The organism is Halobaculum saliterrae (assembly GCF_009831625.1).
In the GTDB taxonomy this organism is placed as follows: domain Archaea; phylum Halobacteriota; class Halobacteria; order Halobacteriales; family Haloferacaceae; genus Halobaculum; species Halobaculum saliterrae.
Window position 1 is genome coordinate 445556 of the sequence record NZ_WUUS01000001.1, and the last position, 26774, is coordinate 472329.

27 protein-coding genes are annotated in these 26774 nt (G+C 70.7%); 16 read left to right on the plus strand and 11 right to left on the minus strand.

The window, feature by feature from the left end; genetic code table 11:
* Positions 1-36 precede the first annotated feature (36 nt).
* Complete coding sequence (locus GRX01_RS02205) at positions 37-681, minus strand: lipoate--protein ligase family protein (protein ID WP_159663293.1); 645 nt, start codon at positions 679-681, stop codon at positions 37-39.
* A gap of 145 nt (positions 682-826) precedes the next feature.
* On the opposite strand from GRX01_RS02205, the gene GRX01_RS02210 reads away from it, so the two are divergent.
* From GRX01_RS02210 to GRX01_RS02220, 3 genes are all read left to right on the plus strand, one after another.
* On the plus strand, positions 827-1774 hold the full coding sequence (locus GRX01_RS02210; protein ID WP_201289477.1) for a hypothetical protein: 948 nt from the start codon (positions 827-829) through the stop codon (positions 1772-1774).
* Positions 1775-2017: 243 nt separating this feature from the next.
* Entirely contained in the window at positions 2018-2434 is a 417-nt protein-coding gene (locus GRX01_RS02215; protein ID WP_159662934.1) for a 30S ribosomal protein S6e, read from the plus strand.
* Positions 2435-2456: 22 nt separating this feature from the next.
* Entirely contained in the window at positions 2457-2903 is a 447-nt protein-coding gene (locus tag GRX01_RS02220) for a DUF7112 family protein (protein WP_159662936.1), read from the plus strand.
* A 28-nt stretch (positions 2904-2931) separates the two neighbouring features.
* Here the strand turns inward: GRX01_RS02220 and GRX01_RS02225 are convergent, their stop codons facing one another.
* Entirely contained in the window at positions 2932-4356 is a 1425-nt protein-coding gene (locus GRX01_RS02225) for a sensor histidine kinase (protein WP_159662938.1), read from the minus strand.
* Between the two features lie 146 nt (positions 4357-4502).
* Between GRX01_RS02225 and GRX01_RS02230 the strand changes: the two genes are divergently transcribed.
* Positions 4503-5012, plus strand: a complete 510-nt coding sequence (locus GRX01_RS02230) for a DUF5807 family protein (protein ID WP_159662940.1) — start codon at positions 4503-4505, stop codon at positions 5010-5012.
* Between the two features lie 295 nt (positions 5013-5307).
* On the opposite strand, the gene GRX01_RS02235 is transcribed toward GRX01_RS02230, so the two are convergent.
* Complete coding sequence (locus GRX01_RS02235) at positions 5308-6516, minus strand: DHH family phosphoesterase (protein ID WP_159662942.1); 1209 nt, start codon at positions 6514-6516, stop codon at positions 5308-5310.
* A 152-nt stretch (positions 6517-6668) separates the two neighbouring features.
* Between GRX01_RS02235 and GRX01_RS02240 the strand changes: the two genes are divergently transcribed.
* Positions 6669-6881 carry a hypothetical protein gene (locus GRX01_RS02240; RefSeq protein WP_159662944.1) on the plus strand — a complete coding sequence of 71 codons (213 nt, stop codon included), beginning with the start codon at positions 6669-6671 and terminating at the stop codon, positions 6879-6881.
* A 24-nt stretch (positions 6882-6905) separates the two neighbouring features.
* Here GRX01_RS02240 and GRX01_RS02245 read toward each other — a convergent pair whose 3' ends face one another.
* The gene (locus GRX01_RS02245; protein WP_159662946.1) at positions 6906-7370 is read right to left on the minus strand and encodes a universal stress protein; all 465 of its coding nucleotides are present in this window, start codon (positions 7368-7370) and stop codon (positions 6906-6908) included.
* 238 nt (positions 7371-7608) lie between these two features.
* On the opposite strand from GRX01_RS02245, the gene GRX01_RS02250 reads away from it, so the two are divergent.
* The 4 genes from GRX01_RS02250 (at position 7609) to GRX01_RS02265 (ending at position 13091) form a co-directional block, all read left to right on the plus strand.
* The gene (locus GRX01_RS02250) at positions 7609-10392 is read left to right on the plus strand and encodes a hybrid sensor histidine kinase/response regulator (RefSeq protein WP_159662948.1); all 2784 of its coding nucleotides are present in this window, start codon (positions 7609-7611) and stop codon (positions 10390-10392) included.
* An 80-nt stretch (positions 10393-10472) separates the two neighbouring features.
* A complete protein-coding gene (locus tag GRX01_RS02255) occupies positions 10473-11060 on the plus strand; it encodes a DUF7474 family protein (protein ID WP_321167870.1) in 588 nt (195 codons plus the stop codon).
* Between the two features lie 146 nt (positions 11061-11206).
* Positions 11207-12586, plus strand: a complete 1380-nt coding sequence (locus GRX01_RS02260) for an MFS transporter (protein WP_321167871.1) — start codon at positions 11207-11209, stop codon at positions 12584-12586.
* Between the two features lie 193 nt (positions 12587-12779).
* Positions 12780-13091, plus strand: a complete 312-nt coding sequence (locus tag GRX01_RS02265) for a hypothetical protein (RefSeq protein ID WP_159662950.1) — start codon at positions 12780-12782, stop codon at positions 13089-13091.
* Between the two features lie 60 nt (positions 13092-13151).
* Here the strand turns inward: GRX01_RS02265 and GRX01_RS02270 are convergent, their stop codons facing one another.
* Positions 13152-13766, minus strand: coding sequence for an HAD-IA family hydrolase (locus GRX01_RS02270; RefSeq protein ID WP_159662953.1), 615 nt, complete (start codon positions 13764-13766; stop codon positions 13152-13154).
* 53 nt (positions 13767-13819) lie between these two features.
* Positions 13820-14563 carry a DNA polymerase sliding clamp gene (locus GRX01_RS02275; protein WP_159662955.1) on the minus strand — a complete coding sequence of 248 codons (744 nt, stop codon included), beginning with the start codon at positions 14561-14563 and terminating at the stop codon, positions 13820-13822.
* A 286-nt stretch (positions 14564-14849) separates the two neighbouring features.
* On the opposite strand from GRX01_RS02275, the gene GRX01_RS02280 reads away from it, so the two are divergent.
* Positions 14850-16568: a YegP family protein gene (locus GRX01_RS02280; protein ID WP_159662957.1), complete on the plus strand. Its 1719-nt coding sequence runs from the start codon at positions 14850-14852 to the stop codon at positions 16566-16568.
* A gap of 86 nt (positions 16569-16654) precedes the next feature.
* On the opposite strand, the gene GRX01_RS02285 is transcribed toward GRX01_RS02280, so the two are convergent.
* The 3 genes from GRX01_RS02285 to glmU all read right to left on the minus strand — a co-directional run bounded on the left by GRX01_RS02285 (position 16655) and on the right by glmU (position 19498).
* Positions 16655-17524 carry a DNA adenine methylase gene (locus GRX01_RS02285; protein WP_159662959.1) on the minus strand — a complete coding sequence of 290 codons (870 nt, stop codon included), beginning with the start codon at positions 17522-17524 and terminating at the stop codon, positions 16655-16657.
* A 104-nt stretch (positions 17525-17628) separates the two neighbouring features.
* The gene (locus GRX01_RS02290) at positions 17629-18228 is read right to left on the minus strand and encodes a hypothetical protein (protein ID WP_159662961.1); all 600 of its coding nucleotides are present in this window, start codon (positions 18226-18228) and stop codon (positions 17629-17631) included.
* Between the two features lie 52 nt (positions 18229-18280).
* Positions 18281-19498: a bifunctional sugar-1-phosphate nucleotidylyltransferase/acetyltransferase gene (gene glmU / locus GRX01_RS02295; RefSeq protein ID WP_159662963.1), complete on the minus strand. Its 1218-nt coding sequence runs from the start codon at positions 19496-19498 to the stop codon at positions 18281-18283.
* A gap of 87 nt (positions 19499-19585) precedes the next feature.
* Between glmU and GRX01_RS02300 the strand changes: the two genes are divergently transcribed.
* From GRX01_RS02300 to GRX01_RS02320, 5 genes are all read left to right on the plus strand, one after another.
* On the plus strand, positions 19586-19966 hold the full coding sequence (locus GRX01_RS02300; RefSeq protein ID WP_321167872.1) for a response regulator transcription factor: 381 nt from the start codon (positions 19586-19588) through the stop codon (positions 19964-19966).
* A gap of 8 nt (positions 19967-19974) precedes the next feature.
* On the plus strand, positions 19975-21270 hold the full coding sequence (locus tag GRX01_RS02305) for a HEAT repeat domain-containing protein (RefSeq protein WP_159662965.1): 1296 nt from the start codon (positions 19975-19977) through the stop codon (positions 21268-21270).
* Between the two features lie 3 nt (positions 21271-21273).
* Positions 21274-22734: a glycosyltransferase gene (locus GRX01_RS02310; protein WP_394351354.1), complete on the plus strand. Its 1461-nt coding sequence runs from the start codon at positions 21274-21276 to the stop codon at positions 22732-22734.
* A 142-nt stretch (positions 22735-22876) separates the two neighbouring features.
* Complete coding sequence (locus GRX01_RS02315; protein WP_159662967.1) at positions 22877-24046, plus strand: sensor histidine kinase; 1170 nt, start codon at positions 22877-22879, stop codon at positions 24044-24046.
* A gap of 231 nt (positions 24047-24277) precedes the next feature.
* Positions 24278-25117 carry a 23S rRNA (uridine(2552)-2'-O)-methyltransferase gene (locus GRX01_RS02320; protein ID WP_159662969.1) on the plus strand — a complete coding sequence of 280 codons (840 nt, stop codon included), beginning with the start codon at positions 24278-24280 and terminating at the stop codon, positions 25115-25117.
* Positions 25118-25162: 45 nt separating this feature from the next.
* On the opposite strand, the gene GRX01_RS02325 is transcribed toward GRX01_RS02320, so the two are convergent.
* Positions 25163-25576: a hypothetical protein gene (locus tag GRX01_RS02325; protein ID WP_159662971.1), complete on the minus strand. Its 414-nt coding sequence runs from the start codon at positions 25574-25576 to the stop codon at positions 25163-25165.
* Entirely contained in the window at positions 25573-25992 is a 420-nt protein-coding gene (locus tag GRX01_RS02330; protein WP_159662973.1) for a hypothetical protein, read from the minus strand. The genes GRX01_RS02325 and GRX01_RS02330 overlap by 4 nt, the downstream gene beginning before the upstream one ends.
* A gap of 82 nt (positions 25993-26074) precedes the next feature.
* On the opposite strand from GRX01_RS02330, the gene GRX01_RS02335 reads away from it, so the two are divergent.
* Positions 26075-26767 carry a helix-turn-helix domain-containing protein gene (locus GRX01_RS02335; RefSeq protein WP_159662975.1) on the plus strand — a complete coding sequence of 231 codons (693 nt, stop codon included), beginning with the start codon at positions 26075-26077 and terminating at the stop codon, positions 26765-26767.
* Positions 26768-26774 lie beyond the last annotated feature (7 nt).

Below are 26774 nucleotides of genomic sequence, written 5' to 3' on the forward strand. Positions count from 1 at the left end.
CGGAGATGCGCGGTGGCCGGGCGTAAGTTCGGCGGATCAGTCGTCGCGCGCCGAGAGATCGGCCACGTCCCGTACTTCTGCCTCGCGATCGGCGACGAACTCGGCCTCGATGGCGTCGCGGACCGCCTCCGGATCGGCGGGACCGCCCGCCTGCGCCACGGAGCCGACCGACTCCGGGTCGAACGGCACGTCGAGCGCGTCGTAGACGGGGGCGAGCACCGCCCGGATCGGCCCGCGCTCGGCGACGGTCACGCACCCCGAGACGAGCGCGGCGTTCTGCCGGACACGCTGGGCGATACCGGCGACCTTGCCGCCGCCGACGACGCGGACGGAGTAGTCGCCCGGGCAGTACGAGGCCGGCGGCTCCCCCCGTTCCACGTCGGCGCCGGCGTCGCGGAGGGCGGCGACGAGCGTCGCGACCGCGTCCCCGTAGCGGTCGTTCAGGCCGGCCCGAGCGTCGTCGAGCGGGATCGCGTGGGCGAACGCCAGCGTCGACTCGGCGTACGCGACCGCCCGGCCGCCGACGGAGCGCTCGACCGGCGGGAACCCGTGCTCGCGGGCCGCCGCAGTCGCGCGGTCGTAGCCGTCGGCGCGGGCGTCGCGGCGCCCGAACGCGAGCGATCGGCCGGGCGTCCACACCCGGAGGGAGGGGACGCCCGACTCGCCGGCCGCCGAGAGCATCGCGGCGGTCGCGGCGCGGTCGGTATCGCGGTCCGATCGGCGGCCGCGATACACCCGGACGCGACCCTCGCCGCCTCGGCGCTCGTCGGTCACGCCCGTCGCTCGGAGTCGGGTCGCCTAAGCGCTTGCGTCGCCTGCGGCGAGTATGGAGGAGTCGCCGGGGGATCTGTCGCGGGCGGACGGCGGCGACCGGGACACGCCGGCGCCGGTCGCACTCCCCGAGTTGGTGCTCGCTCGCTACCGGATGTTCTCGCTGTACAACTCGCCGTATCCCGCCCACGACAGCGCGTGTGCGGTGGACCTGTACCCCGAGTCGAACGCCGGTCTCTCGCCCGTCGCCGGCGAGGTGCTCGACACCCGGACCGTCGGCTGTCCCGACCGCGAGTACGCCGTCGACCACGACCACCTGATCGTGATCGACGCCGGCGACCACGTGGCGCGCGTGCTCCACGTCGATCCGGCGGTCAAAGCGGGCGACCGGGTCGCCGTCGGGGACCCCCTCGGGGAGATGGTCCGGTCGGGCTTCTTCGGCCGCTGGGTCGACAACCACGTCCACCTGGAGTTCCGCGAGCACGGGAGGAATCCGTATCGCGCGTCGGGGTCGCTTCCGCTCGTCGCCGACGCGGACGTGACGGCGCTCCCGTGGGACGGCACCGGGACGGTCGTCGAGACGGGCCCGAGCCACGCGGTGCTCGACGCGCCGACGGCGCCCCCCACGGACGGCGTCGCCGCGGACTTCACGGCCGTCACGACCGACGATGGCCGCCCGCTCGACGGCGGCCTCGCGCACTACACCGGGGGCGGTGTGCTCGACGGGGACATCGACGGTGACGGCGGGACGGACGGGGAGCCGGTATCGTTCCTCGGCGACGAGGTCGGCGACCGGACCGGTCGCCACGTCGATTGGGCCGACGTGGACGTGCTCGCGAACGGCGAGCGGATCACGGGGCTGTCGCTGTTCGCCGCCCGAGCCGACGCCGCCGCGGGCGTGAAACTGGTGACCCGACCCGAAGCTGGCGACCCGACGTTCGCCGTCGGCGACGAGGTCGACGTGCGGATCGCCGAGAGCGATGACCCCGTTCGCCTCGGGTGATCGACGGCGGCCGGGACGGCGGGAGTCCGCCTCACGGTCTCTGACAACGCGTTCATTCCTCCCCGGCTCGGCACGAAGACCTCGCCGCACGTGGCCGTGGCCTCGAACCTCCGGTTCTCGGCTACGCTTTCTCTGTGGGCGGCGCGCCCGCGAGCGCGCCGCCGAACACCGTGGTCCTCGGCCTCACGGCCTCGGACCACGCTTTCGACGGTCTTTTCTCTCACCGCCGAGCAGTACCCCGTAATGGCTGAGTTCAAGATCGTCGTCGGCGACGACACCGGCGACACGCGGCAGTTCGACGTGGACGGGCAGGACGCGAACCGATTCCTCGGTCGCGAGATCGGCGACGAGGTCGACGGCGCGGCCGTCGACGTCGACGGCGACCTGACGCTGACGGGCGGCTCCGACAAGGCCGGCCGGCCGATGCGCGAGGAGGTTCCCGGCAGCGAACTGAAGGAGCTCCTGCTCGCGGGCGGCGTCGGCTACAAGCCCTCGCGCGACGGCGAGCGCAAGCGCGTCACCGTCCGCGGCCGCCAGATCTCCGAGGAGACCGTCCAGATCAACGCCCGCGTCGAGGGCTCCATCGCCGAGGCGCTCGGCGAGGACGAGCCGGAGGAGGACGAGGAGGCCGACGCCGACGCGGACGACGACGAGGAGTAACGCGGTCACCGTTTTCAGGTTCATGAGCGACAGACTCGCCAGCGACGCCGACGACGTCACCGCGTTTCGCGCGCGCCTCGCACGGTCGGGCGGCACGAGGCTCCCCTGCCTGCGGATCCCCGAAGAGGCCGCCGTCTCCGCCGGCGACGAGATCCGGCTCGTTCTCGACGGCGACCAGCGCCACGCCGAGGTGACGAGCGACTCGAAGGGGCTGCTCGTGCGCGGCGCCTACGACGACCGCAAGCGCATGCGCGAGGCGACCCGCGGGACCGGCGGCGACGTCGAGAACCGGCTGGTCGAGTGGGCCCGCGAGCACGACCGCGACCCCGGCGACCCGGTCGACCTCGACGAGGTCGATCCGGGCTACCTCTACGGGCTACGCGTCCCTGGCGAGCGCGCCGTCTACACGGTGACGAAGCGCCCCGACAAGGGGTTACAGGACATCGCCGATTCGCTGTACGACGAGTAGCCCGGGGAGCCGACGCCCGCCCGCGTCGTCACCCGTCGAGGAGCGGGACGCCGGTCACCTCGAACCGGGCGCCGCCGGCGTCGCTGGCCGTCACCGCGATGTCCCACCCGTGCGCACTGATCACCTGATCGACGATCGAGAGCCCGAACCCGGTCCCCTTCTCGGTGGTGGAGTAGCCGTTCTCGAGGACGGGCTCCCGCTCGGTGGGCGGGATCCCGACGCCGTCGTCCTCGACGAAGAATCCCCCGTCCGACAGCGTTCCGACGGTCACGCCGACGCGTTCCTCGTTGTGTTCGATCGCGTTTCGAAGCAGGTTCTCGGCGGCCTCCTTGAGCCGAATCGGATCACATTCGATCGTCGCCGTGTCCTCGATCGCGAGCGTCGCCTCGGCCATCGCGACGTTGTCCTCGGCGGCCCGGACGACCTCGGCGAGATCGACCGGTTCGGTGTCGCCGATCTCGTCGCCGGTGCGTGCCAGCGACAGCAGGTCCTCGAGCAGCTCCTCCATCCGGACGACCGCCCGGGCGCTGGCCTCGAGGTGCTCGTTGTCGAACTGCTCGCGGGCCAGGCCGAGGTGGCCGTCCGCGATGTTGATCGGGTTCCGGAGGTCGTGTGCGACCGTCGAGGCGAAGCCGTCGAGCTGCTCGTTCCTGCTGGCGAGGTCCTGTTCGTGCCGCTTCCGGTCGGTGATGTCCCGCGTGAACCCCGTCAGCCGCTGGATCGAGCCCTCGTCGTCCGTGATGGGGACGCAGTGTGACTCCAGCCACACGACCACCGACTCGGACTTGTGGACGCGGTACTCGACGCTCTGGGAGTTCCCGGAGGAGGCGCGTTCCATCGTCTGCCGTACGCGGTCGACGTCGTCGGGGTGGACGTGGTCGAGGAACGATTCGGGGTCGGCGTACAGCTCCTCGGTAGGCTGTCCGAACAGCCGCTCGTGGGCCTCGTTGATGAACAACAGCTCGTCCCAGCCGGGGGAGAACATCCAGAGGGCGTCGTTCGCGACCCCGGCGAGGTCGCGGAGCCGCTCGTCGGTTCGTCGGGCGCGCTGCTCGGCCCGACGACGGTCGACGTACGTGGTGATCTTCCGCGCCAGCAGTTCGTGTTGGCCCCCGATCGCCTCCTCGATGACGTAGTCGGTGACGCCCGCGGAGATGGCCTCGCTCGCGACGCGCTCGTCCCCGGTCCCGGCGAACATGATGAACGGGACGTCCGGGTCGATCTCGCGGACCGACCGAAGGAACTCGATACCCGTTCCCCCCGGCATCGCGTAGTCGCTGAGGATGCAGTCCACGTCGCCGTCGCCGAAGCGGTCGAGTCCATCGGCCGTCGTGGTCTCCGTCACCACCGTCAGTCGGTCCGACTCACGCTCGAGTCCGATGACGAGCAGCTCCAACAGGTCGGGCTCGTCGTCGACGTAGAGAACGGTGATCTCGTCGTTCTCTTGGTTCATTGTCGAAGCGTTCTCGGCGGACACGTAAACCCGTTCACCTACAGATATCACCGATGGTAGTGGGGGGCGGCCGGTCGAGCGGCGCGACCGCGCCGGTTCCGACCCGCGACGGACGACCTTATCCCACTCGCGCGCCGATTCGGGGTATGACCGACGACGCCGACGATGGCGCCGACGCCGCGGACCGTGCCGTGAACGACGGGAAGCTCGCGGAGTTCCTCGCTGGCGAACGCCTCGAGGACGTGGCGATCTATCTCACGCACGATCACCTCGACGAACAGGGGAAGATCGCCAACATGGGCCAGGCCGTCGACGAGGGAGTCGTCCTCGTGCTCCCCGGCGAGGACGGACGCCAGGCGTTCGCCGCCGGCACCGGCATGGACCCGATGGAGTTCGCCAAGGGCGCGATGGACCGCGACGGGGTCGTCTACCCCGATCTGGGCGGCGGCGAGTGTCCGGACGCGGCCGAGGATCCCGAGGCGACCCATCGAGCGGAGTTCGTGTTCGCGTTCGCCGAGGAGCAGAACGAGGGCGTCGGCGGTCTGTACGCCGAGGGCGACGTGATGCACGCGTACGCGCACTGCTCGTGCGGCACCGACTACTCGCACAAGTGGGTCATGAGCGAGTACAGCGAGAACCCGACCGTCGAGGACTGAGACAGGAAGTTCCGGGCGATTGGCGCCGAGGTCGAAACGGGTCGGGCCGGGAGACCCCGCGGCGTCGTCGAGGGCCGTCGCTCACGAGTGTAGAGCGACGGGGTAGGTCAGTCGACGGTACCCGCGGCGGGGTGACCCACCTGGGTGAAAGGTGCCGCCTGACCGTGCCGTCCGCTCAACGGAGCGGCCGCGCGTACAAAGGGACTCCGATCGAAGCGGCGTCGAGCGGGACCCGGCCCGATCCGCCGATACCGGGTGAGCGCCGTCTCGACGGCCGCCGATCCGCTACGGCGACTTACTCGGCCGCGTCGGCCGCGTTCTCCGCCGCCGCCTCGTCGGCGACGGACTCGAACGCCCGAAGGATAACGCGTTTCGCCGTCGCCCCCTCGGTCGTCCAGTGGTGTCCGTAGTCGAGCATGTCGTCGTAGACGTCGGGCTTACAGCCGGCGGCCTTCGGGTGGCCGCCGCCGTTGACCCGGCCGGCGACCTCGTGGCAGCGCTCGAAGTCGTCGGAGCCGCGGATCGACGCCGAGCCCGAGGGCTTGACGACGACCGCCGCGTCCATGCCCTGCTCGCGCAGGGCGTCGGCGACCTCGTTCTGTGAGCACCGGCCGTAGGTGACGCCGACCGACCAGTCGCCCACCTCGTGTTCGACCGCGCGGTCGACGGCCTTCTCGATCAGCAGGCGCTTCTCGACGCGGCGCTCCTCGACGTACTCCATCGCGACCGGCGGCAGGTCGACGCCGTGGGCGCCGACGATCGCCGCGTACTCCTCGCCGCCGGTCCAGTAGGCGAAGTCGGCGAGGTCGTCGGATCGCTCGTCCTCCTTCAGCCAGAGGTCGTGGTCGCGGGTGACGACCGCCAGTTCGTGGAAGCGGTCGCCGAAGTCGTAGTCGAGCGACCGGAGCGTCACGTCGGTCGAACACTCCTCGTCGCTCTCGCCGACGACCAGATCGATCCCCAGATCGCGAACCGACGCCGCCAGCTCCTCGTCCCACTGGTGGTGGTCGAACCAGCGGACGGTTCCCGCTCGGTCGACGACCGCGCCGAGGTCCTCGGCGATGTACTCGAACGCGTCGGGGCAGATGTCGCAGACGAACACGTCGGTTCCCTCCTCCAGGAACTCCGCGACGTAGCCGAGGTCCTCCTCGAAGGAGTGGGGGCCCGAGGGAAGGAGCGCGACCGACGACTCCGGGCGGTCGTCCTCTCGGTCTTCCTCGTCCTCACCTTCCTCGTCGGTCCCGTCGAGCTTCGCGCGGCGGCGCTCCTCGAACGGCGTCGGGTCGAGGGCGGCGTCGTACGCCTCGCGGATCAGCGCGATGCAGCCGAGTCCGTCGGCGTCGGAGTCGGTGATCACGACCGCCTCGGCGCCCTCCATGGCCTCCCTCGCGCGCTCCTCGGATCGGTCCTCGTCCAGCGAGTCCGGATAGAAGAAGCCCGTCCCGGGGAGCCGCGACTTGCGCTCCAGCGGGAGGGTGTCGCTCTCGATGAGTTCGTCGTCCATATTCGGGGGTCGCGGTGAGCGGTGAAAACAGCGGTGGTGTGCGACGTGACCCGGTCGAGGCGGAGCCTTCGGAGGCGAGAACGGCGTCGGTCCGTGGTCGCGGGTGGCGGCGGCCGCTACCGTTTTCCGAGCGGGCGTGTCGGTCATCGACGATGGCCGACCCCGATCTCGTGGCCCACCTCGTGGACCTCAAGTACCTCCTCGTCGCGCTCGTCGTCGCGACCGTCGCCGCGGAGGCCGCGGCGACCGGATACGACGGGAACTGGGCGGCGGTTCCGATCGCCGCGGCGATCGCCGTCCTCCCGGTCGCGCTCGTGTACTTCGTGTTCGAGTCGCCGTCGCGGGTGGACGACGCCGGTTCGTAGCCGACCGCCGGGGCGCCCCCGGCCTCAGGCCGGCGCGTCGCCGTACCCGTCGGCGTCCTCGCCGGCCAGTTGTCGAACCGTGAGCACCGGGACGGGACAGGTCCGAACGACCCGCTCGGCGACCGAGCCGATGAGGAACCGGTTCTCGCCGTGGCGCCCGCGGGTGCCGGAGGCGACCAGGTCGGCGTCGATCTCGCGGGCGTAGTCGGCGATCTCGTTGGCGGGGCGGCCCTCGCGGACGACGGCGGTCACGTCGCGGCCGGCGCGCTTCTGCACGTCGACGATGGCCTCGCCGCCGCGCTCCTGGAGGGCGTTGCGCATCTGCTCGCGCACCGGCTCCGGCGAGGAGTCGACCTCGCCGCTGTCGACGACGTACAGCGCGTGTACCGCGGCGTCGAACCGCTCGGCCAGGTCGAGCGCGACCTCGACGGCACGCGAGACGCTGTCGGAGCCGTCGGTGGCGACGACGATGGTGTCGAATCCGGGCATCGTACCGTCGTTCACCCGGCGCGTGCTTAAAACTCGGCGCTCCACGGCACCGTTGCGCCCCCGAGCGAGCAACCGATACCTCCGGTTCGAACAGGGAACCGGTGCTCCGGACAGGGATCTGACCCGCCCGGAGATGGCACACCGCTCACGCGGCGCCGACGACCGTTCTCGGGGTCGATACGGCGACGACGATCGTTTAAGTTCTTCCGGTGTCTCTGGGCGACAGAACCAGGTTCCCATGGCCGACACTCCCGACCCGATACGAGTGCTCCACGTCGACGACGAGCCGGAGTTCACCGAGCTGGTCTCGACGTTCCTCGAGCGCGAACACGACCGGATCGAGGTCCGCGGCGCGACCGACGCCGAGGCGGGGCTGGACGTGCTGGCCGACGATGACATCGACTGTGTCGTGTCCGATCACGACATGCCGGGTAGGGACGGGATCGAGTTCCTCCGGGCGGTCCGCGAGGACCATCCCGATCTGCCGTTCCTGCTGTTCACCGGCAAGGGAAGCGAGGAGATCGCGAGCGAGGCGATCTCGGCGGGCGTGACCGACTACCTCCAGAAGGGGGCCGGCAGCGACCAGTACGCGCTGCTCGCGAATCGGATCGTGAACGCCGTCGAGGCGACCCAGTCGCGTCGGATGTTGACCGAGCGGACCCGCCGGTTGGAGACGCTCATCGGAAACCTCCCGGGACTCGTCTACCGCTGTCGCAACGAGCCGACGTGGCCGATGGAGACTGTCGACGGCGAGGCCGAGGCGCTGACGGGGTACACCGCGGCGGAGCTGGAGTCCGACGACGTCGAGTGGGGTACCGAGATCATCCACCCCGACGACCGCGAGGCCATGTGGGACGCCGTGCAGGAGGAGCTCGCGGCCGACGGCGCGTTCGAGGTCACCTATCGGATCCGAACACGCGACGGGGATACGAAGTGGGTGTGGGAACGGGGCCGCGGCGTGTACGCGGACGACGGGAGCGTGGAGGCGCTCGAGGGGTTCATCACCGACATCACCGAGCGGAAGGAGCGGGAGGACCGCCTGACACAGACGACCGCCCGGCTGGAGGCGCTGTTCGAGGAGTCGCCGGACATGATCAACGTCCACGACGCCGAGGGGAACGTCCTCGACGCGAACCCCCAGTTCTTCGCGGAGACTGGATACACGGAGGAGGAGGTCACGTCGATGAAGGTGTGGGAGATCGATCGGACCCTCGATCGGACCACCGCACACGAGATCTGGGCGGACATGGAGGTCGGCGATCGACGCGAACTCGACGGGGAGTACACCCGGAAGGACGGGTCCACGTTCCCCGTCACGATCCACGTCAGACGGCTCGACCTCGCCGGCGCCGACCGGTTCCTCGTGAGCAGTCGCGACGTGTCCGACCGCCAGCGCCGCGACCACAAGCTCAAGCGCCTCCGGGAGCGCTCGCGCGCGCTCAACTACACCCAGACGGTCGAGGAGACGGCGCAGTTGGCGACGGACGCCGCCGACGAGATCATCGGCGCCGAGTTGAGCTCCGTCCACCTCCTGAACGACGCCGGCGACCGACTGGAGCCGACCTCGGTTGCCGACACCGTCGAGGCGGCGTTCGACGAGCTTCCGACGTACGATCGATCGGCGACGCCCGGCACTCGGGCGCACTTCGCGTGGGAGGCGTTCCGGGCGGACGAGTCGACGTACGTCCGGTCGGTGTCCGAGACGGACCGGATAACGGAGGAGACGCCCGCCGAGAGCGTCCTGTTCCATCCGATCGGCGACCACGGCCTGTTCATCATCTCGTCGACGACCGCCGACGCGTTCACCGAGACCGACGTCCTCCTCGTCGAGATCCTCGCGAACTACCTCGAGGCCGCACTCGATCGCGTGGTCCGCGAGGGAACGCTCAGGGACCGCCAGCGCCGGCTCGAACTGCTGCACGACGCGACACAGGATCTCATCCGGGCGGACTCGCGGCAGGCGATCGCCGATCGGGTCGTCGAGGCCGCCGAGGAGATCCTCGGCTTCAGCGTCATCGTGGTTCGGTTCCTCGACTCCGACGCCGGCGAGTTGGTTCCGGTCGCCGAGTCCGACGCGGTCGCGGACGTGATCCCCGAGCGCCGACCGTTCGCCGACGACTCGGGCAGCCTCAACTGGGCCAGCTTCGAGGCCGACGAGGTCCGGGTGTACGACGACATCGAGGCCGACACCGGGGCGGTCGACGCCGGGAGCGGTCTCCGGAGCCTCATGCTGCTCCCAATGGGCACTCACGGGACCGTCTCCGTCGGCGAGACCGCCCCGGACGCGTTCGACTCGACCGACGAGTTCCTCGCCCGGATCCTGACGACGGCCGCGGAGACGGCGCTCGACGAACGCGAGCGCGAGCGCCGCCTCCGCGAGAGCCGCGACGAGCTCCGCCGACAGAACGAGCGGCTCGAGGAGTTCGTCTCCGTCGTCAGCCACGACCTCCGGAACCCGCTGAACGTCGCGACCGGCCGGCTGGCCCTCGCCCGCGACGAGCCCGCCGACGAGCACTTCGACGCCGTCGAGCGCGCACACGACCGGATGGAGGCGCTGATCGAGGACCTCCTCGCGCTGGCTCGCGAGGACGACACGGCGGCGGACATCGAGCCGGTCGATCCCGGGTCGACGGTCCGCGAGTGCTGGGCGAACGTCGAGACGGGCGAGGCGTCGCTCGTCGTCGAGCTCGATCGGCCGATCCTCGCCGACGCCCGACGCCTGAGACAGCTGTTCGAGAACCTCATCCGCAACGCGGTCGAACACGGCGGCGACGGCGTCACCGTCACCGTGGGCGAGCTGGACGGCGGCTTCTTCGTCGAGGACGACGGCGTCGGGATCCCCGCCGACCGGCGCGAGTCGGTGTTCGAGGCGGGCTACTCGACGAGCGAGGAGGGGACCGGGTTCGGGCTCCGGATCGTCAAGCAGGTCGTCGCCGCCCACGACTGGGAGATCCGCGCGACCGAGGGTCGCGACGGCGGCGCCCGGTTCGAGGTGACGGGCGTGGCGTCGGTCGACGAGTAGGGATCGCTTCCGGGGCTCGGCCGGCGGATCGAACGGAACCACGACACCTAAGCCGCCGACCCACACAACACACGATACTCGTGCCCCGGTTCGCGTACCCCTGTCCCGGCTGTCGCACCACGAACAGCCTGCACGACGCCGGCTGCGACTTCGAGGGGACCGAGTGGCACCACGTCGAGCAGGCGTACACGGACCTCCTGACGGTCCTCGTGGACGGCCCCGTCAGCGAGTCCGCGCTGCAACACGCCGTCCACGACGAGTGGTCCGGCCTCCACCGCGCCGCGCTGGACCTGCTCCGGCGCGAGGGGCGCGTCGAGGAGAACGGCGACACGCTGGAGCTGCTCACCGCCGAGCGCTACCGCGAGGAGGTGTCCGAGCCCACCCGCGAACCGATGGCGACCATCTACCGTGAGGGGAGCTACCCCGGCTGCCACGACAACGCCGTGTTCGCGCTCGTGGCGTGGTACGAGATGGTCGGCCTCTCGTGGGCGGAGACCCGGGAGAACGTCGTCGAGTGGCTCCACCGCTCGGGGACGTGGGAGCGCGGCGGCTTCGAGGAGTCGAGTCCCGAACAGCTCGTCGACAGCAAGCGCCACGTGTACGAGGCCGGCTACGGGTGGAAGGAGAAGGCGCAGGCAGCGAAGCGCGTGATCGAGCGTCACGGCTGAGTTCGGGGAGGTGCCCGGCGGCCGCGCCGCGGAACGCCGCCGCGGCGCGGTCGGCGGGCGTCGGCGGGAGCGGATGCGGACCCGGCGAACGTCCCGCCGTGAGAACTCACCACGGCGGATAAGTCCCCGCCGGCCGTCGGTCCGGTGTGCCCGCGTCTCCCGACCAGTCCCCGGCCGGTGACGACGACGACGACGATGCCGCCGGCGGGTCCCGCCGCGCGGTCGCGGTCGTGATCGCCGTCGTCTTCCTCGACCTGCTCGGCTTCGGCGTCGTCATCCCGATCCTTCCCTTCTACGTCCGCTCGTTCGGCGTGAGCGACGTGTTCATCGGGCTCATCGCCGCCGCCTACTCGCTCGCGCAGTTCCTCGCGGCGCCGACGCTCGGGCGGATCTCCGACGAGCGTGGCCGGAAGCCGGTGATCGCCTTCTCGGTCGCGATGGCCGGGGTCGCGTGGCTGGTGTTCGGCTTCGCGACCGAGATCGGTTCCGTCGCCGGCTCCGCGGCCGCCGTCGCGACCCTGCTGCTCTCGCGGACGCTCGCGGGCGCCGCCGGCGGGAACATCTCCGCCGCACAGGCGTACATCGCCGACGTGACCCCGCGGGAGCGGCGGGCCGGCGCGCTCGGGCTCGTCGGCGCCGCCTTCTCGCTGGGGTTCGTGTTCGGCCCCGCGCTGGGGGGCGTCGCCGCGAGCGATCAGGTCGTCGCCGCCGCCGACGCGCTGCTCCCGTCGGTCGTTCCGACGACGCGGTTCACGCTCCCGAGCTTCCTCGCCGCGGGGCTGTCGTTCCTCGCGGCCGGCGCCGCCGTGGTCGTCCTTCGAGAGCCCGAGCGTACGCGACGGGGCAGCGCAAGCCGACGGTCGCTGGTCGGCCAGTTCCGCTCGGCGCTCGCGGACGACGCGCTCCGGCCGCTGGTCGCGTCGTACTTCGTCACCTCGGTCGCGTTCGCCGGCATCCAGGTGATGTTCATCCCGTTCGCCGCCGACTTCTACGGCTACGACGCGACCGCCGCGGCCGTGTTCCTCACGTACATCGGCGTGCTCGGCACGATCAATCAGGGCGCGCTCGTCGGGCCGTTGGAGCGCCGCCTCGGCGCGGTCCGGCTGGCCGTGATCGGCGGCACCGCGCTGGCGGCGTCGCTCGCGATCCTCCCGTTCACGCCGGAAGTCGGCGGCCTGCTTCCGCTGCCCGGCGGGACCGGCGACGGCCTGTTGACCGGGCCGGTCCTCACCGGACCGACCGTCGCGCTGTTCGGGGTGGGCGCGCTGCTGTCGTTCGGCAACGGCTCGCTGAACGTCTCGCTGTCGACGCTGGTGTCCGAGCGGGCGAGCGACGAGACGCAGGGGGCGGCGTTCGGCGTCACCCAGGGGGCGGGGAGCCTCGGCCGGACCGTCGGCCCGCCGACGGCCGCCGCGGCGTACGTGCTCGCGTACTGGTCGCCGTTCGTCGCCGGGGCGGTGCTGCTGGTTCCGGTGGTGTGGGTGCTGTCTCGCGGTGGGGTGACAGAGTCGATGGAAGCGTGGTGAGCGGCCGTTCGGGGGCGCTCGCGGAGGCCGCCGGAAACGGATCTCGAAGCCCGCCGGGGACCGGATCAGGACGGGTCCCGCCGCGCTCGGCGGCCGAGCGGGAACGTCCCCGGGGATATTACTCCTCGGGCGGCGACCGTCCGGTATGCACCCGGGGCGACCCTCCACCCCGCAGCGAGCGACGAGTCGACTCTTGAGCACCCTCGCGACGGCGGCCGCGATCGGCGCCGCCGCGGCGATCCCCTCCCCGCGACCGTTCCTCGACGTCTTCGCGGCCCTGACGGCCGCGGGCGCCGCCGCGGCCGCCATCGTGGGGTCGGGCGCCGCGTGGACCGACAGCGGGCGGCTGTTGTGGGGCGCCGCGCTGGCGATGACCGGCGTCGCGCTCGCGGCCGTGGTCACCGTCGGCTTCGCGTTCGCGCCCGCCGCCGCGTGCCTCCTGAGCGCCGCCCTCGTGTCGGGGGCGGTCGGCGTCCCGCGCGCCGCCCGGGACGAGCCGACCTGAACCGCCCGACGTGGTTGGCGGCCTCCCGATCCACCGACCGACTGATCCGCCGACGGCAGCTCAGCGAACCGAGTCGACCGCGGCCGGAACGTCCGCGGGACCGTCGACGTGGACCGCCTCCCATCCGCGCTCTCGGGCGCCGGCCACGTCGGACTCCTCGCCGTCACCGATCATCACCCGACGGTCCGCCTCGATGAGCGCCTCGGCTCGCTCGAACGGCTCCGGGGCGGGCTTGTGTGCCCCGGCCTCGTAGCTGACGACCGTCGCGTCGACGTGGGTGACCAGCCCCGAATCGCGGAGCTTTCGGCGTTGCCACTCGGGAACGCCGTTCGTACAGACGCCGACCGCGACGTCGTCTGCGGCCGCGAGCGTCGAGAGCGTCTCTCGGACCGCGGGCGGCGTCTCGACGGCGTCGTACTCCGCGTCGCGGACGGCCGTAACGAACGACTCGGGAGCGGCGTCGGCGTCGACGGTCGCGAGCGCGTCCGCGGCCGCCCGGCGATACGGCTCGGGCGTGAGGTCGCCGAAGTACTCGAAGAAGGCGTCGTTGTAGGCGGCCGCGAACGCGTCGGCGTCCCCGATCCCGACCGCCTCGCAGGCGGTCGCGAGCACCCTCCCGTAGTCGGGGAACGAGACGAGCGTGCCGTCGAGGTCGAACCAGATGGCGATCGTCACGCGCTGGAGCGCGGTCGAATCGGCCGAAAAGTCGTCGATCCCGATGCGAGGGATTACTCGCTCTGGATGCGCGGCGCGAGCATGTACGTGACCTGCCCCATCCCCTCGCCGAACTCGTAGTGCAGCTTCACCGGGAACTCCTCGCCGAGCTCGACGCGGACCTCCGCGTCCTTCGGGATGGCCTTGTTCATGTCCTTGAGGTAGTCGAGGCTGAACAGCGAGTCGGCCGGACCGGCCTGCAGGTCGATGAGGTCCTCGCGGTCGAGCCGGAGGTCGACGTCGTCGGTGTCGCCCTCGGCCTCGATGAAGAACGCCTCCTCCGCCTCGTCGACGCGCAGGCGGATGTGGTCGGACACCATGTCGGCGGCCGTGATCCCGCGGGCGATCTGGGCGCCCTCGACGACGATCTCCGCCGGGAGGTCCAGATCCGGGATGTCCGGCTCCTGTCGGATGGAGTCGGGATCGATGAGCGCGAGCGTGTAGCTCAGCCCCTCGATGTGGATGTGGAGCTTGCGGGTCTCCTCGTCGAGTTCCAACTGAATGAGGTCGCCGGAGTCGGCCATCCCGGCGATGTCCTCGAGCCTGTTGAGGTTGACCCCGATGACCCCTCCGTCGGCCTCGTAGGACTCGAACGCGGCGGCCTCGAGCGTGAGGTCGACCATGCCGACGTTGGCCGGGTCGACGGCGCGGATCGCGAGTTCGTCCTCGTTGAGCCGGATCTTGCACTCGTCGACCAGCACGCTCACCGAGTCGAGCGCGTCGCGGAGGGTAGACGCGCTCACGATGGCCTTGAACATATATCCCGGGCTACGAGTGTGCCCGTAAAAATACCCGCGGTTCCCGCTCCGGATCGGAGCACGTTCGCGGTCCCGTTCCGCACGGAGCGTCGAGTCGGAGCGCGATCGGTCACCTCGGGCCCGTTCGGGATCGGCGGGAGGCCGAGTTTCCGGGGGTCCCCGGTAGCTGTGGCACCGGCGAAGACCGGGACGGTATCGCGATGCCGTCCATCGGGCGTTCGATCGGGACGGGGACGGTCTGAAACATAGTTTGAAGGAACGGCACTGTGAAGCGGTAGCCAGTAACATGAGCGAATCAGGAGGCGGCGTGCTGGTGTCGACGTATCGAGAGCGGTTCGGGAACCCGTTCACCACCGACGAGGTGTACGGGTACTGGCTGTTCGTCGCCGGGACCGTCGTCGCGGTCGTGGGGATGGCGGTGTTCCTCACGTCGATGGGGGCGGGGCGGACCGGAACCCGGGGGATCGCGTACCTCCTCTCTGGTGTCGGACTCGCGACCGCCTTCTCCGGGCTCGTGGTCGGTCAGTCGTTCCACCGAACCGCGAAGCTGCTGGTGTACGTCGGGCTCCTCGTCTGTCTCGCCGCGATGGCGTGGTTCCTGACCGTCTTCCCCGGACAGTGGGCGCTCGGCTCGGGGAGCGCGCAGGGGGTCGTCGCGGTGTACACCCTCGGGCTGGCGCTCATCACCCTCTCGGGCGCGCTCGCACCCATCTCGGTCGGGCAGAGCCGCGCGCGCCAGGCCGTCGAGGAGCAGTTGGCCGACGCCCGATCCGACGACGTGGCCGACGACCGGCGGATCGAGGAACTGGAGGCGGCGGTCGCCGAGCGCGACGACCGGATCGACGCCCTCGAGTCCGAGCTGACGGAGTCCCGGGCGGAGGCCGAGAGCGCGGCCGCGGAGGCCGAGTCCGCCCGCGAGGAGACCGCGGCTGTACGCGAGGAGACCGCCGCCGCACGCGAGGAGACGGCGTCGGTGCGCGACGACCTGAACGCGGCGGCCTCACACGTCAACGCGCTCTCGAAGAGCTCGGCGACGTTCGACGTGTACCGCGACAAGTCCGGGCAGTGGCGCTGGCGGCTCGTCCACCGCAACGGCAACATCATCGCGACCTCCGGCGAGGGGTACAGCTCCGACCGGACCGCCCGCCGCGGAATGCGCAGCGTCAAGCGCAACTCGCTGGGCGCGGCGGTCGTCTGGCAGCGCGACGAGGAGGACCCCGAGCCGATCGTCGAGCCGGTCGCCGAGGAGCCGAACGCGCAGTTCCGACTGTACCGGGACACCGACGACGAGTACCGCTGGCGGCTCCGGCACGACAACGGCGAGACCATCGCGGCGGCGACCCGCGGCTTCTCCTCGAAGTCGTCGGCGAGGGACGGGATCGAGTCGGTTCGGTCGGCCATCGGTCCCGCCGACTACCTGGAGTTCGATCCGGCGGGGATCGAGGTGTACGAGGACGCGGCCGGCGAGTTCCGCTGGCGACTCGTCCACCGGAACGGGAACATCCTGGGCGACTCCGGCGAGGGCTACGCCAGTCGGTCGAACGCCCGCCGAGCCGCCGACCGCGTCCAGGACGTGGTCGGTGACGCCGCCGTCGACGCCGACTCCGGCGTCCGGTTCGAGACGTTCGAGGACGCCGAGGGCGGCCACCGCTGGCGGCTCGTCGCCGCCAACGGGGAGGCCATCGCGGACTCCGGCGAGGGGTACAGCTCCCGGTCGAAGCTGACGGACGCGATCGAGCGCGTTCAGGAGTACACCCCCGACGCCGACCGACTCACGATGGCCACCGCGGCCATCGAGGTGTACGAGGACGCCGGCGGCGAGTTCCGCTGGCGCCTGCGTCACCGCAACGGGACGATCCTCGGAACGTCGGGCGAGGGGTACACGGGCCGGTCGAAGGCCCTCGACGCCGTGAACGGCGTGAAGCGACACGCGCCGAACGCGCCGATCGAGGAGGAGATCGAGGAAGCCGGCGACGAGGTAGAGTCCGCGGGCGACGAAGAGTAGGCCACGGCGGCGGAGCGGGGCCGAGTCGGGGGCGACTCCGGTGACGGTCGCCCCCGAGTCCCGCGAGTCCGGGCCGCACGGACGCGTTAGTTGTACTCCGAGAGCGTCGTGCGCCGCTTCTCCGCGTCCGGGACGTTCGTTATCAACACCTCGGCGACCTCCCCACGGTTGTCCCCGTCGCTGTTGATCGAGCGGGTCGCGCCGACGACGGTCACGGTGAACTGATCGTACTCCTCGTACAACTCCGCGACCGGCGGCGAGTTCGAGATGACGACCGAGACGCCGTTCGCGTCGAGGTCGACCGCGAGGTCCCGAAGCCGTTTCTGGTCGTCCTTGTCGAATCCCTCGGCGTGGTAGTCGGTGAAGTTCGCCGTGGTCGAGACGGGCTCGTAGGGCGGATCGAAGTAGACCAGATCCCCGGCGTCCGCCTCCCCGCGGACGTACTCGAAGTCCTCGTTGTGGATCGTCGTGTCCCGCAACACCTCGTGGAGCGTGCGGATCCGCTCCGCCTGCACCCAGTCGGGGTTCGCGTAGCGGCCGACGGGGACGTTGAACTCGCCGCTGTTGTTCTCGCGGTAGAGCCCGTTGAAACACGTTCGGTTCAGATAGAGGAACAGCGAGGCCTCACGGAGTCGCTGGTCGTCGGTCTTGTCGTCGACCTCGTGGAGGTCGTTGAACTCGTCGCGGGCGTCGTAGTAGTAGTCCTCGTCGTGTTCGTGCGTCTCGTTCTCCGCGATCAGGTCCTCGGGATCGCGGTCGCGGATGACCTCGTACAGCGTCACCAGCCGGTCGTTGAGGTCGTTGATCGAGCCGCGTTCCGGCTCCAGGTGGAAGTAGACGGCGCCGCCGCCGACGAACGGTTCGTGGTAGCGCTCGAAGTCGGCGGGAAACTGAGCCGTGATCTCGGAGAGCAACTGGCGTTTGCCCCCCGCCCACTTGAGGATCGGCTCGACCATGCTGTTGGTGCCACTCGCTCGCGGCCGTTCTTAAACGCTGGCAAGCGCCGCGTCGGCGGGCCGAGCGTGGACGCCACCCGCGGCGCGGCGGGAGATATCGGCGGCTACGCGGTCGGCGACATGGAATCGAGGTTCGAGACCGACTCGTACGCCGCAAGCGCCGCGACGCCGAGCGCCAGCCCGCCGAGCGACTCGCCCCAGGTGTGGGCGCCCGCGAGGGGACGGGCGACGACCATCCCGAGCGCGACGAGCACGAGCGGCGCCGCGCGCCGGTCGACGAGCGCGAGGAAGCCGGCCGGAACCACCGCGTACAGGACGTGGCTCGACACGTCCCACAGGGGCGTGATCAGGAGGTGCGGGACGGTCACGGCGACGAGCAGGAGCGCGTAGTCGGGGACGATCGACCCCCAGTCGGCACGCCGCCACCAGCCCCAGACGACCGAGAGCCCGACCCCGAGCCCCACGCTTCCGGTGGCGTCCGTCGTCCACGCGGGCGCCGCGGCGAGGAGCCGTGGGACCCCCAGGTAGACGACGAACGCGACCGCCCAGCCGAGTCCGAGGACGGCGATCCGGGCGGCGATCCCGGTCCACGACCGCCGGGTCGACCGCCACCACTCGTAGCAGACGGCCGTCAGTCCACACAGGAGCACGAACAGCTCGGGGGCGAACACCGCGGAGTACGTCGACGCGATCGACGCGGACATACGGTGTCGGCGGCGGCGGAAGCGTGGTGGTCGTTTCGATCCGCGGCCGGGTTCACTCCCCGTTCCGGTCCCGCATGACCTCCTCGGCGGGGCCCGTCCGGGCGTCAGTGCCGAGCTTCACGCCCGCGTTCAGGCTCGTCTGGATCCCGGTCTTGACCCCGTCGCCGCAGACGACGCCGTACTTCCGTCGGTCCGTCGAGACCAGCTCCCCCTTCACCATCGTCCGCACGGGCTCGTCGTCGTGTCTGAGGTTCGCGACGGTCGTCCCCGCGCCGAAGTTCACGTCGCGGCCGAGCACGCTGTCGCCGACGTACGAGAGGTGCCCGACCGTCGCGCCCTCCATCAGCACGCTGTTCTTCACCTCGACGGCGTGCCCGATCTTCGCGTCCGAACCCACGAGCGTCGCCCCCCTGACGTACGCGTTGGGCCCGACGCTCGCGCCGGCGCGGACCAGCGCCGGTCCCTCGATCACGACGCCCGCGTCGACCGTCGCGCCCGCCTCGACGACGACGTCCCCGCGCAGGTCCGCGTCCGGGTGGACCTCGCCGTCGACCCGCCGGTCGAGCTCGCCGATCCGCCACTCGTTGGCCGCCAGCAGCTCCCAGGGGCGGCCGACGTCGAGCCAACGGTCGAACGGGACCGCCGAGACGGCGAACTCCTCGCAGGCGCGTTCGAGCACGTCGGTGAGCTCGAGCTCCCCGCGCTCGCTCTCCCCGACATCGAGCCAGCCCTGGGCCTCGGCCGGGAACAGATACGCCCCGGTGTTGATCAGGTTCGAGGGCGGATCGGCCGGTTTCTCGATCACGCCGGTCACGCGGCCGTAGCCGTCGGTCCCGTCCTCGGTTCCTTCCGTCCGGAGCACGCCGTACGCGCTCGGGTTGTCGACGCGGTAGGAGCCGACGGCCGGGGCGTCGTCGTACAGCTCCCGAAGCGACGCCTCGTCGTACAGGGCGTCGCCGTTGAGGACCGCGAACGGCCCCTCGTCGAGGTGCGGTTCCGCCGCGCGAACGGCGTCGGCGGTGCCGCGTTGTTCCGGCTGTTCGGCGTACTCGACCGGGATTCCGGCGTACTCCTCGCCGAAGAACCCGCGCACGTCGGCCGACTCGTAGCCGACGACGACGACGAGCCTCGAGGCGCCGGCGGCGGCGGCGGTCGCGGCGGCGTGTGCGACCAGCGGCCGGTCCGCGACCGGGAGCATCGGCTTCGGCCGACGGTCGGTCAGCGGGCGCATCCGGGTGCCGATCCCCGCCGCGAGAAGGACAGTCTGCATACACGTGGGACCGTTCGCCCGGATATTAAACGGTCGTCCGCCTCCGGACCGTTAGTTCATTATGTCCTTCGCCACTGACGTGTAACAGTGAGCGCGACGATCGTCACCGTCGACGACGACGAGACGACGCGGCAGCTCCTCCGGCACCGCCTGGGCCGGGAGGGGTACGACGTTCACGTGTTCCCCGACGGACAGGCGGCGGCCGAGGGGTTCGGCGACCTCCCGAAAGACCCGGACCTGCTGGTGTTGGACGTGATGATGCCGCGGCTGGACGGGAAGCGCCTGCTGCGGCGGATCCGGAACGGCGAGACCGCCCTCGACGCCGAAACCCCGGTCATCATGCTCACCTCCCGCGCCAGGGAGGCCGACGTGCTCGACGGCTTCGAGTCGGGCGCGAACGACTACCTCGCGAAGCCGTTCAGTCCGTCCGAGCTGGTCGCCCGCGTCCGGAGACAGCTCCCCGGGTGATCGCGCCGATGGATCCCGTTCGTTCCTTCCTCCGCTCCTCCCTCCGCGCTCGCCATCGACACGCCACGTCAGGGCCGCTCCAGACCGGATCGCTCGGCGGCATCGACGAACGGCTCGTGCTCTGGGTCGGCGTCGTCATCGGGTCGCTGCTCGTCGCCGTGTTCGTGCTCACGGTCGCGGTGTCGGGGTACGAGGCGTGGCTCCGACGGCGGCGCGAGGCCGTCCGCGACGACGTCCGGAGCGGCCTGCTCGATCGCCTGTACGACCCCGACGAGCCCGGCTGGGAGGCGTGGGTCGAGGGGATGAACGGCCCCGAGCGGCACGTGGCGACGGACTTGCTCGACGAGTACCTCCGGACGCTCGAGGGCGCCGACGCCGACCGACTCCGCGGCCTCGGGGACGCGCTGGGGATCGGTGAGCGCTCCCGCGGCCGGCTCGACGCGCGCGACGAGTACGCCCGGCTCCGGGCGCTGGGGTGGCTCACGCTCCTGCGGGACGTCCCCGAGTCGGTCGCCGCCGGCGAGCACGACCCCGCGACCCCGCGCGAGCGCGCCGCCGTCGCCAGGCTGCTGTACGAGACGGACCCCGAGGCGTACGCCGATCGGGCGGTCGACGTGCTCCTCGCGGACGCGCGCGAGCCGTTCCCGGCGTTCGGGACGGACACGCTCTACCGGCTGGCGACGACGGATCCGACGGCGGTCGTCGAGCGCGCCGCCGCCGACTACGGCCGGTGGTCGCCGGACCTCCTCGCGCAGGTGCTGGTGGTCTGTCGGGCCGTCGAGACCGGACTGGCGGGTGCGGACCTGTCGTGGATCGTCGCGCTACTGGAGCACGAGGCCGAGGCGGTCCGGGTCGAGGCGGCGCTCACCCTCGCGCGGTTCGGCTGGCGAACGCCGATCCGGGAGGAGGCGTTCCTCAGGCGGGCGACCGACGACGACTCCCCCCGTGCGCGCGGCGCCGGCTACGCCATGCTCGGCGCGTGGGGCGACGAGCGGTCCGTCGCGGTACTCGGGGCCGCGCTCCGCGAGGAACCGAACGACCGGGCTTTGCTCGCGGGCGCGGAGGCGCTCACGGACGCCGGCGTCCCCCGCGAGGAGGTCCCCGAGCGGGCGCGACCGGCCTGGGAGTGGGTCCGCGAGCAACGACGGTACGACGACCGCGCTCGCAACGTCGACCCCGGGGACGGGGAGGTGGCTGTGTCCTCCGACGGCCACGGGACACCCGACCGCGAGGAGTCCGAACGGGCCGAGATCGATGCGTTCGAGCCGGGTCCGACCGAGGGGCCGCCGGAGGGGGGTACCTGAGCCGTGCACACCCTCAGACACCTCGTGCTCGCCGTACTCGCGACGACGGGGACCCTCGTCGTGGGCTACTACGCGGTCGTGAACGTCTTCTATCTCCTGATCCACGCGCTCGGGCTGCTGGAACTGCGTGACGACGTCCGCGAGGCGTCGTACGACCCGCCGTACCAGCCGTTCGACAGTCCCTCCTACCCCGGCGTCGGGCTGCTCGTCCCGGCGTACAACGAGGCGGCGACCATCGCCGAGAGCACGCGCTCGATGCTCGCGCTCAACTACCCGGACATGGAGCTCGTCGTCGTCAACGACGGGTCGACCGACGACACGCTCGAGGTGTTGAAGCGGGAGTACGACCTCGAGCCCGTCGACGCCGAGGTGCCGCTCGCCGTCCCGTCCGAGCCGATCCGTGCGGTGTACCGCTCGACGATCTACGAGGAACTGCTCGTCGTCGACAAGGAGAACGGCGGCAAGAGCGACGCGCTCAACGCGGCGCTGTGGCTCACGGAGAAGGAGCTGTTCTGCGCGGTCGACTCGGACACCGTGATCGACCGGGAAGGGCTGTTGCAGATCGTCAGACCGTTCCTCGCGGAGCCCTCCCGAGCGGTCGCCTCCGGCGGCACCATCCGCGTCGCCAACGAGTGCGTCGTGGAGGGCGGCGTCGTCGAGGAGGTCAACCTCCCGAGGACCGGCCTCCCGGGGCTGCAGGTGATGGAGTACCTCCGCGCGTTCTACTCCGGCCGGCTCGGAATGAACCGGCTGAACGGGCTCATCCTCATCTCCGGCGCGTTCGGCGTGTTCCGGACGGACCTGGTCCGCGACATCGGCGGGTACGACCACGACACCATCACCGAGGACTTCGACGTGGTGATGCGGCTCCACAAGCACCTCTCGGAGCTCGACCGGGAGTACACGGTCGATTTCGTCCCCGAGCCCGTCGCGTGGACGGAGGTTCCCGCCTCCCGGACGGTCCTCAGCAGACAGCGCCGGCGCTGGTACCGAGGGATGCTGGAGACGGTCGTCACACACCGCGACATGCTGTTCAACCCCCGGTACGGGCCCGTCGGCCTGCTCGTCCTCCCGATGTTCGTCGCCGCCGAGGTGTTCGGGCCGCTCATCGAGGGGATCGGCTACGTCCTCCTGCCGCTGGCGTGGTACGTCGGCGCGCTCAACGTCGAGTTCTTCGTCGTCTTCTTCCTGTTGACCACCGGGTTCGGGGTCTTCCTCTCGTGGTTCGGGATCTTCTCGGAGGCGTGGAGCTTCAACCGCTACGAGAAGCCGGGACAGATACTTCGACTCCTCTGGTACGGCGTCCTCGAGAACTTCGGCTACCGGCAGTGGAAGACGGCCGTCTCCTGGCGGGGGCTCGTCGAGTACCTCCGCGGGAACACGGAGTGGGGTGCGATGGACCGAGCTGGATTCAGCACGGGCGCGGACGACGGGGACGGCGACGGCGGCGAGGAGAACGACTGACTCGATGAGGACCGGAAGTGGGGGAGGCCCCCCGGATCCGGCTCGGCGGCGCGGAGGCGACCGCCGCGGTTTCGATTCATGTCCGATCGAGTTCACGATTTCATCCACAACCGATATTCTCGTCCCGTGAGAAACGCGGCCCATGACGGACGACCCCGAGCCGGCCGCCGACGAGTACTTCGCGGACCTCTACCGGCTCGCCGGCTCGACCGATATCCCCCTCGAGGAGAAGATCGAACGAGCGATCGAGATCGGGCGCGATCGGCTCGGCGCCACCCACGGCGTGCTCTCGTACACCGGCGACGGGCAGTACGAGGTGCTCGACTCGACGATCGAGTCGGGGAAGTACGCACCCGGAGGCGTGAGCGAGCTCGCGACCACGTGGTGCCGTCACGTCGTCGACGAGCGCGACGTCCTCGGGTTCGGCGACGTGGACGACAGCGAGTACGCCGACGACGTCGCCCGCGAGAGCACCGGGCTCCACTGTTATCTCGGCGCCCCGGTCGTCGTCGACAACGAGTCGTTCGGAACGCTGTGTTTCTCCAGTCCGGAGCCCCGCGACGCCGACTTCACCGAGACGGAACGGCGGTTCGTCGCGCTGCTCGCCAAGTGGGTCTCCTTCGAACTTGAGCGGGACAAGCACCACCGCGAGCTCCGCCGACAGAACGAGCGCCTCGACGAGTTCGTCGGGATCGTCGCCCACGACCTCCGGAACCCCCTCTCGACGGCGATGGGCTACACCGAGCTGGCGCTGGAGGAGGCGGAGGGACAGCAGCGGGAGTTCCTCGAGACCGTCGACGGCGCCATCGATCGGATGGAGGCTCTCATCGCCGACCTGCTCGAACTCGCCCGAAACGGGTGCGACGTGGGCCAGCGGGAGGCGGTCGATCTGGCGGCGCTGGCCCGGGACGCGTGGAACCACGTCTCGACGCCGGAGGCGTCGCTCACCCTCCGGACGGACGCGACCGTCTACGCGAACCGCTCCCGGCTGCAGCAGCTGCTGGAGAACGCGTTCCGGAACGCCGTCGAGCACGCCGGCGACGACGTGACCGTCACCGTCCGCGACACCGACGACGGCTTCGCCATCGAGGACGACGGCCCCGGTCTCCCCGACCACATCGAGGGGACGCTCTTCTCCGAGGAGGTCGAGCGGGAGTCGGGAGCCGGCCTGGGCCTGCTCATCATCGAGCGGGTGGTGAACGGGCACGGCTGGAAGGGGTCGGTGCACTCCGACGACACCGGGACCGTGTTCGAGTTCCACGGCGTCGGCCGGGCGACGCCGACCGCCGTCCTCCCCGAGCAGACGGCCTGATCGCGGGCCGCCACCGCGGTCCCGCGGAACCTGTCCTCGTCACACCGAGACAGGGATCACCGTTCCCGAGATCCTCCCCGTGTGTGACCAGCTGGACCCGCAAAACGGGTGCGTCAACCCTTTCAGCGCACGCAGCATTCTTCAGTGTATGACTGAGCCGATCTCGCTCGCGCGGGTGGCGACCGAACACTCGGGCGGGCCGAACGCGTCGGGGAGGGTCGCGAGGTAACGATGGCCGGCAAGGACGACTACTACAACCGGGCGAAACAGGAGGGCTACCGCGCACGGTCGGCCTACAAGCTCCGCCAGATCGACGACGAGGTCGACCTGTTCGATCACGGCGACACCGTCGTCGACCTCGGCGCCGCCCCCGGCGGGTGGCTCCAGATCGCCGCCGAGGCGGTGACCGAGGCCGGTCGCGTCGTCGGCGTCGACCTCCAGCGGATCGACGACCTCGACCACCCGCACGTCGAGACGGTCCGCGGCGACATGACCGAGGAGCGAACGCGCTACTACCTCCGGAAGGCGCTCGGCGTCGACCCGGACGGCCGTGACGCGCCGTCCGGATCCGCGGACCCGGACCCGGACGACGGCGTCGAACCCGAGCGCCCCGTCGACGTGGTGGTCTCGGACATGGCGCCGAACATGACCGGCGAGTACCAGCTCGATCACGCCCGCTCGATCCACCTCTCCCGGCAGGCGTTCGACACCGCGCTGGAGCTCCTGAAGCCGGGCGGCGACTTCGTCGTGAAGGTGTTCGACGGGCCCGACCTCGCGGACTTCCGCGACGACGTGGCCGCCGAGTTCCAGTACGTCCGGGCGTACACTCCCGAGGCGAGCCGGAAGCGCTCCTCCGAGCGCTACCTGATCGCCCGCGGACGCACCGACTCCCCCGTCTCCGAGGGCGACCGGCTCACCGTCGAGGTGACCGACGTGGGCGAGGAGGGCGACGGGGTCGCCCGCGTCGACGGGTACACGCTGTTCGTTCCCGGCGCAGAGGCGGGCGAGACCGTCGAGGTCGTCGTCGACGACGTGAAGCCGCGGTTCGGCTTCGCCGAGCGCGTCGATTGAGGACGGCGCGGACGGCGTCCCGGACGGAACGATCCGTCGGGCCGATCACAGCGACTTCGCCGCCTCGATCTTCACGCGGTGGAACTCTCCCGGCCCGTACGGCCGGTCGAACTCGAAGGTGACCGCCGCCGGATCGTTCGCGAGCAGCACGTCGTTCCTGCGCTCCCGGACGACCGTGGTCCCGTTCGCGGCGAGGAGTTTGACTGCGACGTCCGCGGTGAGGCTGTCGCTCGATTTGTTCACGTAGACGGTGATGCCACTCGCGCCCGTTCCGTCGTACATGAGGTCGTAGCCGTCGACGACGATCGAGTCGGTCCCCGTGCGTCCGAGCACCTGCTCGGTTCGACTGTCGTCGCGGAGGACGGGCAGGCCGGCGGAGGCGACCCCCACGGACGCGACGTCGGCGAGGACGAGGACGACGACGGCGAGGATCCGGGCGTTCACGGTCGTTCCGGTCACGACGGGTCAGTCCGCTCGATAGTGACCTCGACCCGGTCGACGTCCGAGACGGCGTAGTCGGACCCCAAGTCGATCGTCGTGTTCGTCGTCGTCTCGGCCGCGAACTGCTCGCCGGTCACGGTCGAACTCGCGACCGTCGTCGACCCGTTCTTCAGCGCGAGGTGGACCGCGCCGGTGTGGTCGGTCGTCCCGGTGTTGTTAACGGTGACCGTGACGCCGGTGACGTTGATCCCGTCGTAGGTCAAGCGTTGGGCGTCGACCGTCAGGTCCGTCGACCCCGAGATGTCCCCCCTGACCGGAACGATCGGGTCGGGGTTGCGGTCGAGGACGGTGACCGCGGTCGCGGTGCCGACGCTGGTCACGACCACGAGGAGGAGCGCGAGTTTGATCGAGATGACCGCGTTGAGACTCGTCATGAGGGAACCCATATGTACCTCCCCTATTAGATGTGATACCTGAGTGCGAAGGTATTTCGACCGATCCCGCGACGTGACGAACATGATCGGAGGGGACGGGAAAGGGTCGATGGTAGAGCTGGAGTTCGACATCAGCGACGCCGGGTTCTTCCTCGTGGAGGCGTCCGAGGCCGAGGAGTGCGATCTCAGGCTGGAGGAGATCATGCAGCGGTCGGACGGCACCGTCGTCGAGTACCTCTCCGTCTCGGGGGCCGACCCCGACCGGGTGGCGCGGCTGGCGGGCGAGGCGGACGACATCGAGGACGTCCGGTTGGTGTACGCCGACGACGAGAGCGCGCTGTTCGAGTTCGTCTCCACGTCGGCCATCGCCACCACGCTCGCCAACGACCGGACGCACGTCAGCGACATCGAGGCGACCGCGGGCGACGGCCGGCTGGTCGTCGAGGTGCCGCCGCACGTCGACGCGACCGCGGTCGTCGACAGCTTCCTCACGAGCTACCCCGACGCCGAGTTGCTCGCGAAGCGAACGCTCGACCGGAAGTCGCCGCTCATCACCCCGGCACAGGGCCGGGAGGCGGCGCTCCACGGGCTGACCGACAGACAGTTGCAGTCGCTGCGGACCGCATACGCGATGGGCTACTTCGAACGCCCCCGGGAGACGACGGCCGCGGAGGTGGCCGACGAACTGGGGGTCACGGACTCGACGTTCGGTCAGCACCTCCGGGTCGCAGAACGGAAAGTGTTCGACGAGCTGTTCGAGCCGGACCGACGGTAACGAACCC

Excerpts from the sequence above, each read along its gene's own strand:
- GRX01_RS02215 (WP_159662934.1), top strand. The coding sequence starts at position 2,018 with ATGGCTGAGTTCAAGATCGTCGTCGGCGACGACACCGGCGACACGCGG.
- GRX01_RS02245 (WP_159662946.1), bottom strand. The coding sequence starts at position 7,370 with ATGCCCGGATTCGACACCATCGTCGTCGCCACCGACGGCTCCGACAGC.
- GRX01_RS02290 (WP_159662961.1), bottom strand. The coding sequence starts at position 18,228 with ATGTCCGCGTCGATCGCGTCGACGTACTCCGCGGTGTTCGCCCCCGAG.
- GRX01_RS02330 (WP_159662973.1), bottom strand. The coding sequence starts at position 25,992 with ATGACGAGTCTCAACGCGGTCATCTCGATCAAACTCGCGCTCCTCCTC.
- GRX01_RS02280 (WP_159662957.1), top strand. The coding sequence starts at position 14,850 with ATGAGCGAATCAGGAGGCGGCGTGCTGGTGTCGACGTATCGAGAGCGG.
- GRX01_RS02250 (WP_159662948.1), top strand. The coding sequence starts at position 7,609 with ATGGCCGACACTCCCGACCCGATACGAGTGCTCCACGTCGACGACGAG.
- glmU (WP_159662963.1), bottom strand. The coding sequence starts at position 19,498 with ATGCAGACTGTCCTTCTCGCGGCGGGGATCGGCACCCGGATGCGCCCG.
- GRX01_RS02315 (WP_159662967.1), top strand. The coding sequence starts at position 22,877 with ATGACGGACGACCCCGAGCCGGCCGCCGACGAGTACTTCGCGGACCTC.
- GRX01_RS02275 (WP_159662955.1), bottom strand. The coding sequence starts at position 14,563 with ATGTTCAAGGCCATCGTGAGCGCGTCTACCCTCCGCGACGCGCTCGAC.
- GRX01_RS02235 (WP_159662942.1), bottom strand. The coding sequence starts at position 6,516 with ATGGACGACGAACTCATCGAGAGCGACACCCTCCCGCTGGAGCGCAAG.
- GRX01_RS02335 (WP_159662975.1), top strand. The coding sequence starts at position 26,075 with ATGATCGGAGGGGACGGGAAAGGGTCGATGGTAGAGCTGGAGTTCGAC.
- GRX01_RS02210 (WP_201289477.1), top strand. The coding sequence starts at position 827 with ATGGAGGAGTCGCCGGGGGATCTGTCGCGGGCGGACGGCGGCGACCGG.
- GRX01_RS02305 (WP_159662965.1), top strand. The coding sequence starts at position 19,975 with ATGGATCCCGTTCGTTCCTTCCTCCGCTCCTCCCTCCGCGCTCGCCAT.
- GRX01_RS02230 (WP_159662940.1), top strand. The coding sequence starts at position 4,503 with ATGACCGACGACGCCGACGATGGCGCCGACGCCGCGGACCGTGCCGTG.
- GRX01_RS02225 (WP_159662938.1), bottom strand. The coding sequence starts at position 4,356 with ATGAACCAAGAGAACGACGAGATCACCGTTCTCTACGTCGACGACGAG.
- GRX01_RS02205 (WP_159663293.1), bottom strand. The coding sequence starts at position 681 with ATGCTCTCGGCGGCCGGCGAGTCGGGCGTCCCCTCCCTCCGGGTGTGG.
- GRX01_RS02220 (WP_159662936.1), top strand. The coding sequence starts at position 2,457 with ATGAGCGACAGACTCGCCAGCGACGCCGACGACGTCACCGCGTTTCGC.
- GRX01_RS02285 (WP_159662959.1), bottom strand. The coding sequence starts at position 17,524 with ATGGTCGAGCCGATCCTCAAGTGGGCGGGGGGCAAACGCCAGTTGCTC.
- GRX01_RS02240 (WP_159662944.1), top strand. The coding sequence starts at position 6,669 with ATGGCCGACCCCGATCTCGTGGCCCACCTCGTGGACCTCAAGTACCTC.
- GRX01_RS02320 (WP_159662969.1), top strand. The coding sequence starts at position 24,278 with ATGGCCGGCAAGGACGACTACTACAACCGGGCGAAACAGGAGGGCTAC.